The organism is Corallococcus aberystwythensis (genome assembly GCF_003612165.1).
GTDB lineage: Bacteria > Myxococcota > Myxococcia > Myxococcales > Myxococcaceae > Corallococcus > Corallococcus aberystwythensis.
On sequence record NZ_RAWK01000425.1, the window covers coordinates 1 to 5,575 of the forward strand.

At 66.5% G+C, this 5,575-nt stretch carries 8 protein-coding genes; 6 read left to right on the plus strand and 2 right to left on the minus strand.

Annotation, left to right across the window (positions count from 1 at the left end):
- On the plus strand, positions 1-392 hold a 392-nt coding region (locus D7W81_RS39505; protein WP_147445795.1), incomplete at its 5' end, for a CHAT domain-containing protein.
- Here D7W81_RS39505 and D7W81_RS44280 read toward each other — a convergent pair.
- Positions 377-511: a hypothetical protein gene (locus tag D7W81_RS44280; RefSeq protein WP_279637938.1), complete on the minus strand. Its 135-nt coding sequence runs from the start codon at positions 509-511 to the stop codon at positions 377-379. The two genes, D7W81_RS39505 and D7W81_RS44280, sit on opposite strands and share 16 nt — an antisense overlap.
- Between D7W81_RS44280 and D7W81_RS44485 the strand changes: the two genes are divergently transcribed.
- The 3 genes from D7W81_RS44485 to D7W81_RS39520 all read left to right on the plus strand — a co-directional run bounded on the left by D7W81_RS44485 (position 465) and on the right by D7W81_RS39520 (position 3,417).
- Entirely contained in the window at positions 465-851 is a 387-nt protein-coding gene (locus D7W81_RS44485; protein WP_368773760.1) for an Imm8 family immunity protein, read from the plus strand. The genes D7W81_RS44280 and D7W81_RS44485 overlap by 47 nt on opposite strands.
- Positions 848-2,311, plus strand: a complete 1,464-nt coding sequence (locus tag D7W81_RS39515) for an FAD-dependent monooxygenase (RefSeq protein ID WP_120560492.1) — start codon at positions 848-850, stop codon at positions 2,309-2,311. The genes D7W81_RS44485 and D7W81_RS39515 overlap by 4 nt, the downstream gene beginning before the upstream one ends.
- 113 nt (positions 2,312-2,424) lie before the next feature.
- Positions 2,425-3,417: a hypothetical protein gene (locus tag D7W81_RS39520; RefSeq protein WP_120560493.1), complete on the plus strand. Its 993-nt coding sequence runs from the start codon at positions 2,425-2,427 to the stop codon at positions 3,415-3,417.
- Positions 3,418-3,419: 2 nt separating this feature from the next.
- Here the strand turns inward: D7W81_RS39520 and D7W81_RS39525 are convergent, their stop codons facing one another.
- On the minus strand, positions 3,420-4,007 hold the full coding sequence (locus tag D7W81_RS39525) for a hypothetical protein (RefSeq protein ID WP_120560494.1): 588 nt from the start codon (positions 4,005-4,007) through the stop codon (positions 3,420-3,422).
- A 147-nt stretch (positions 4,008-4,154) separates the two neighbouring features.
- Here D7W81_RS39525 and D7W81_RS39530 point away from each other — a divergent pair, with 147 nt between their 5' ends.
- Together D7W81_RS39530 and D7W81_RS39535 are read left to right on the plus strand one after the other, a co-directional pair.
- Complete coding sequence (locus D7W81_RS39530) at positions 4,155-5,024, plus strand: DMT family transporter (RefSeq protein ID WP_120560495.1); 870 nt, start codon at positions 4,155-4,157, stop codon at positions 5,022-5,024.
- Positions 5,025-5,172: 148 nt separating this feature from the next.
- A complete protein-coding gene (locus D7W81_RS39535) occupies positions 5,173-5,433 on the plus strand; it encodes a hypothetical protein (protein WP_120560496.1) in 261 nt (86 codons plus the stop codon).
- The last annotated feature ends 142 nt before the right edge of the window (positions 5,434-5,575 follow it).

A 5,575-nucleotide genomic window follows, 5' to 3' on the forward strand; every position in this document is an offset into this window, starting at 1 on the left:
GCATCAGTCCCTCCCAGGCCCCGCCGGAGCGCGCGCTGGTGACGGCACTGGAGCTGGCGGGCCTGAACCTGTGGGGCACGCAGCTGGTGGTGCTTTCGGCGTGCGACACGGGGCGAGGCGACGTGAAGGTGGGGCAGGGTGTGTATGGGCTGCGCCGGGCCTTCCTCGTGGCCGGAGCGGAGACGGTGGTGATGAGCTTGTGGAAGGTGAACGACGCGACAACACGCGATCTGATGGAGGCCTACTATTACAACCTGCTGGCGGGGCAGGGCCGCGCTACAGCGCTGCGCGAGGCGATGCGCGAGTTGCGGCGGACGCAACCTCATCCCCACTACTGGGCGCCCTTCATCGCCATGGGCCGGGAGACACCCCTGCGTCAGCGGGTGCGGTGATGCCGCATTCGTTGCTCGGCGACCTCGCGGACGTTCAGCGTGATGGTGCTGTCCGGCCGCAAGCGGGTGGTCATGCGCAGGTACGACTTCGACGAACTCTGGCGCTGGCTCGAGCTCATGATTGCCGCCTGCGAAGGTGCTACCTGGGAGGAGTGTATCGATAAATCTCGACTTCACTTCCATTGGGATTTCGAGGGCATGGAGTGCCCCGCGTCAGGCCTCCTTGAAGGACATACCGGCTGGCTACGATTGCGCGGCGCGACAGCAGGTGAGCCAGTATTACAACCTGCTCACGGCCCGGGCGGCGAAGGCCGGCCTCCGCTACGCCGCGGGGGCGAACGTCGATCCGGCGCCGGAACGAGACGAGGAGCGCGCCCCGCGCCTCTCCACTTCCAACGTATGTCAAACGCGGGGACTTGCGGCAAGGCCTGGGTCATGCCGCACAGTCACCCGCCATGACAAAGCATGCGGTGGTGATCGCCGGAGGAGGCCCGACGGGGCTCATGTTGGCGGGCGAGCTGGCGCTTTCGCGGGTTGACGTCGCCATCGTCGAGCGGCGCGCCACCCAGGAACTCTCCGGCTCGCGCGCAGGCGGTCTGCATTCACGCACCATCGAGGTGCTCGATCAGCGAGGAATCGCGGAGCGCTTCCTCACCCAGGGGAAGGTCGCGCAGATCGGGGCGTTCTCGATGAACCCGCTCGACATCAGCGACTTTCCCACCCGCCACAACTACGGGCTCGCGCTGTGGCAGCACCACATCGAGCGCATCCTCGCCGCCTGGGTCGAAGAGCTCGCGGTGCCGACCTATCGCGGACGTGACGTGACGGGCTTTACCCAGGCCGACACCCACGTCGACGTCGAGCTGTCCGACGGGCGTTCCCTGCGGGCGAAATACCTCGTCGGATGCGACGGAGGTCGCAGTCTGGTCCGCAAGAAAGCAGGGATCGACTTCCCGGGCTGGGACCCGTCCACCAGCTATTTGATTGCCGAGGCCGACATGGCCGAAGCGCCTTCCTTCGGCATGCGCCGTGATGAGAAGGGCACCTATGGCCTGGGCAAGATGGAGGACGGGCGCGTGCGCGTCGTGTTGAGAGAAGAGCGCGTCGGGCAGGTCAACGAGCCGGCCCTTCACGACCTCCGCGAGGCGCTGATTGCCCTCTACGGGAGGGACTTCGGTCTTCACAACGCCACCTGGATCTCCAGGTTCACTGACATGACCCGGCAAGCGGCGGCCTACCGGGACAGGCGTGTCCTCCTGGCGGGCGATGCCGCGCACGTGCATTCCCCAGTCGGCGGGCAAGGACTCAACATCGGCGTCCAGGACGCCGTGAATCTGGGATGGAAGCTCGCCCAGGTCGTCAACGGAACCTCGCCGGAGAGCCTGCTGGACACCTACCATGCCGAGCGGCACCCGGTCGGTGCCCGCGTGCTCCGCACCACCATGGCGCAAACCGCGCTCAACCGCGGTGACGAGCGGATGGAGGCCGTGCGCGAGACCCTGGCCGAGCTGTTGAAGATGGACGAGCCTCGCAAGCGATACGCCGGGATCATGTCGGGTCTGGACGTTCACTACGATCTTGGTAGCGGACACCCGCTGCTCGGGCGTCGCATGCCGGATCTCGACCTGGTCACCGAAAACGGCCCGCGGCGGGTGTTCCACCTGCTGCACGAGGCCCGACCGGTATTGCTCAACCTGGGTGAGCCCGGCGCCCTCGACATCACGCCTTGGGCGGACCGGGTTCAACGGGTCGCCGCTCGATACGCAGGGGTGTGGGAACTGCCGGTGCTCGGCGCGGTCGCTGCACCCACTGCCGTGTTGATTCGTCCTGACGGACACGTCGCGTGGGTCGGAGACGGCACGGACCAGGGCCTTCGTGACGCCGTCACCACCTGGTTCGGCCCGCCCACCGCGCCATAGCTCGCATCCCGGGCCCCTTCCCTTGGCAGGGCCGTCCCGCTGGCTCATTCAGCGCAAAACCTGGGAGACTGCGTCCGCGGTGCACGCATCATGGCGATGTTCCAGGAGGATCAATGCCAGCATGCCTCTACTACGATATCTGCGGTAACGACGCCCCCTCTGGCGCAACGGTCTGCAGGGAGTGCAAGCCCCCGAACCCGGTCACCTCCCCGGTCCTGAACGAGTACCTGCGGACCGTGCCGCTCCTCAGGCCAGGCGGGAGCGCACCCGTGACAGAGGGCGAGGATGAGGATGAGGACGAGGACGAGGGCGAGGACGACTTGCCGTCGGCGAAGGATGATCACCCAGCCTGGGCGGCCGTCCTGGACGCGCTCGCGGGGCTCTGCTGGCTGAGCGATACCAAGGCCGTTTGCAGCGCCGTGGCAATGGTCGTCATGAGCAAGAAGGTGAAGCTCCTGGTCTCAGCCAATGAATCAACGGCCATCGAGCGACTGGAAGCGGGCCAGAAGGCGATTGGCGCCCTCAAACCCTCCACTGAAGTAAAGCTGAAATCCTATCGCGAGGCGTGCCTTGCGGTTGCCAACACGGAGGCCATCTCTTCAGTCCTCGGGGGGAACAGGAAGATGAAGCAACAGTTCCTCGACTTCCTGACCAGCACCTTCTCCCTGTCCTTCGTCCCCAATCTCTATCCCTACATGCACGCGGAGATGCGGCTCCTTGACCAGCTCTACCTCGGCAAGGCGACCGCTCTCGACGAAGTGGTGTACCTGGGACTCTCGGCCACCTGCTGCGACAATTGTTACAAGGCCATCCTGGCGTTCAACGCCGCGGCCGTGGAAATGAAGTTCAATTGTCAGATCAGGGTCTTCTCCAGCCATGGGGTGCAGTACTCCAAGGACCAATGGCCCATCCCCCTGTTCCTCGCCTCCAGCGGCCACAAGGGCGCGTGGCAGGGCAACTTCGCGAAAGCCGCACGCGAGAAGTTCTGGAGTCAGATAGAAGGAGGTGAGGCTGCGTTCAACAAGCGGCCGAGGTCCGAGCAGGACGAGACCGCGCACGCCAGACCGGTGTGGGTGCTGAAGTCCGGCACCTGGGTCAAGATGTAATGCTACTCCGCGAGTTCCAACAATGCGTCGAAGAGGGGATCCTCGACGTATTGAATTCCTTCGTGGAAGGACTCCGACCGCAAGCCCGGCCACGCGCCGATCCACTGGTAGGGGCTGAGCCAGACCGACCCCTTCGCATGATCCAGGCGCAGCGCCCCCATCAGGCCTCGCTTGCCCTGCATCACGTTCACGCGCACCACCCGCAGCGTGCCGCTGGAGACCTTGCCCAGGAGTGCTCCGGACGCGTCTCGCGCGGTCAGGTCATGCTCGGACGGTTCCAGATGCATCAAGGGGTCCTTGCAATAGGTTGAACCGCGAGCATCCACCTTGAAGACCAGGAAGAGGATTCCGAACAGGCCAAAGAGGAGGCCGAAGAGGAACAACCCGGTCATGAAGGCCGGCACGTTGAACCCCGGCCCGCCTTCCGAGAATGCCAACCCCGCCGAGCACACCAGGACCAGCGGCCCGATGGTCTTCAAGACCGCCAGCGCGAAGCGCGTGGTGTTCAGCCGCCACAGGGTGAAGTGCTCCAGGGGGCGGCCCGGGCCACGCCCCGTCCGCTCCGCGCGGCGCTCATGTGTTGAATTCATGTCGCCACGATGAACGAGTTACGCCTCAAGGCGAAGCCTCAAACGGATGACGACCGTGCTGAAGGCCGGCATAGAGGGAACACTTCAGCCGGGAGGCGATGCCCGGGGACGTGACGCGCGTCACGCGGCCCGCTATGTCCCTGCGGCGTGAGCACTCCCCTCCTCACCCTGCTTGCCCTCCTGGGCTTCGCGGCGAACTCGCTGCTGTGCCGCGCTGCGCTCTCGGGCGGCGCGGCGCGCGGCATCGACGCGGGTTCGTTCACGCTGGTGCGGCTTGCGTCGGGAGCGCTGGTGCTCGCGCTGCTGCTGCGGCTCCGGCGGGGCGGCCGCGGGGCAACGAGGCACGGGAGCTGGGCCTCGGCGCTCGCGCTCTTCGTGTATGCGGCCGGCTTCAGCTTCGCGTACGTGCGCATCGGGGCGGGCGTGGGCGCCCTGCTGCTCTTCGGCTGCGTGCAGCTCACCATGCTGGCGGCAGGGCTCGCGCGCGGTGAGCGGCCGCGCGCGCTCGAGTGGGCGGGGCTGGCGGTGGCACTCGCAGGGCTCGCGGGGCTCACGCTCCCTGGAGCGAGCGCGCCGGATGCGCTCGGCGCGGGGCTCATGGCCGCGGCGGGCGTGGCGTGGGGCATCTACAGCCTGCGGGGGCGCGGGAGCACGGACCCTCTCGCGGCAACGGCCGGTAACTTCGTGCGCAGCGTGCCGCTGGCCCTGGCACTCGTGATGCTCGCCCGAGCGCTGGACGCAGCCCCACCTCCGTCGTCGAAGGGGCTGCTGCTCGCGGTCACGTCAGGCGCGCTCGCCTCGGGCGTGGGCTACAGCCTCTGGTACGCAGCGCTGCCCCACCTGAGCAGCGCGCGCGCGGCGGTGGTGCAACTGTGCGTCCCGGTCATCGCGGCGGTGGGCGCGGTGCTGCTGCTCGGAGAGCCCCTCACCCAGCGGCTGCTCCTGGGTGGCACCGCGCTGCTCGCGGGCGTCCTGCTGAGCCTGAATGCAAAACAGCGGCCTCCGGCGAATTACTAACAAGGGACGCCGGAATTATTCCGCAACCTCAAACATCGAGGCCGCTCCGCGCGCAGATTTCCGATGGCATCATGATTTCCTGGCAAACCTTGACCTATATTCTCGTATACAGTTGCATCAGAGCCTCACCAGCGAGAAGGAGTGCCACATGGTTCTGCGTGGGTTCATGATGTTCGCCGTCGTCTCCGTCTTCGGAATGGGCTGCGGTGGCGCTGAAGTGATGGACAGTGCTGAGAGCGGTGCGCAGCCCGGTCAGGCTTCCGCCGAGCTCCTCAGCAGCTGTGAGACGCTCCAGACCCGCCGCTGTACTCCGGGAGCGGAGACGGGCTGCCAGTGGGCCAATGGCACCTTTGGCGAGTGCTTCTGTCAGGAGATCCCCGCCAACAAGTGGGTCTGCTTGAGCAACTGAAGTCCCTTGCGGCAACCGCCTCTGGCCGGGAATGCCCTGTCAGAGGCGTGTCGCCCGCTTCAGTGCCACGGCATCAAATGGTTCTGCTGGGCCAACGACCAGGGAGGTCCCCGCGATGAGTTCCCCCACGCCATCTTCCCCG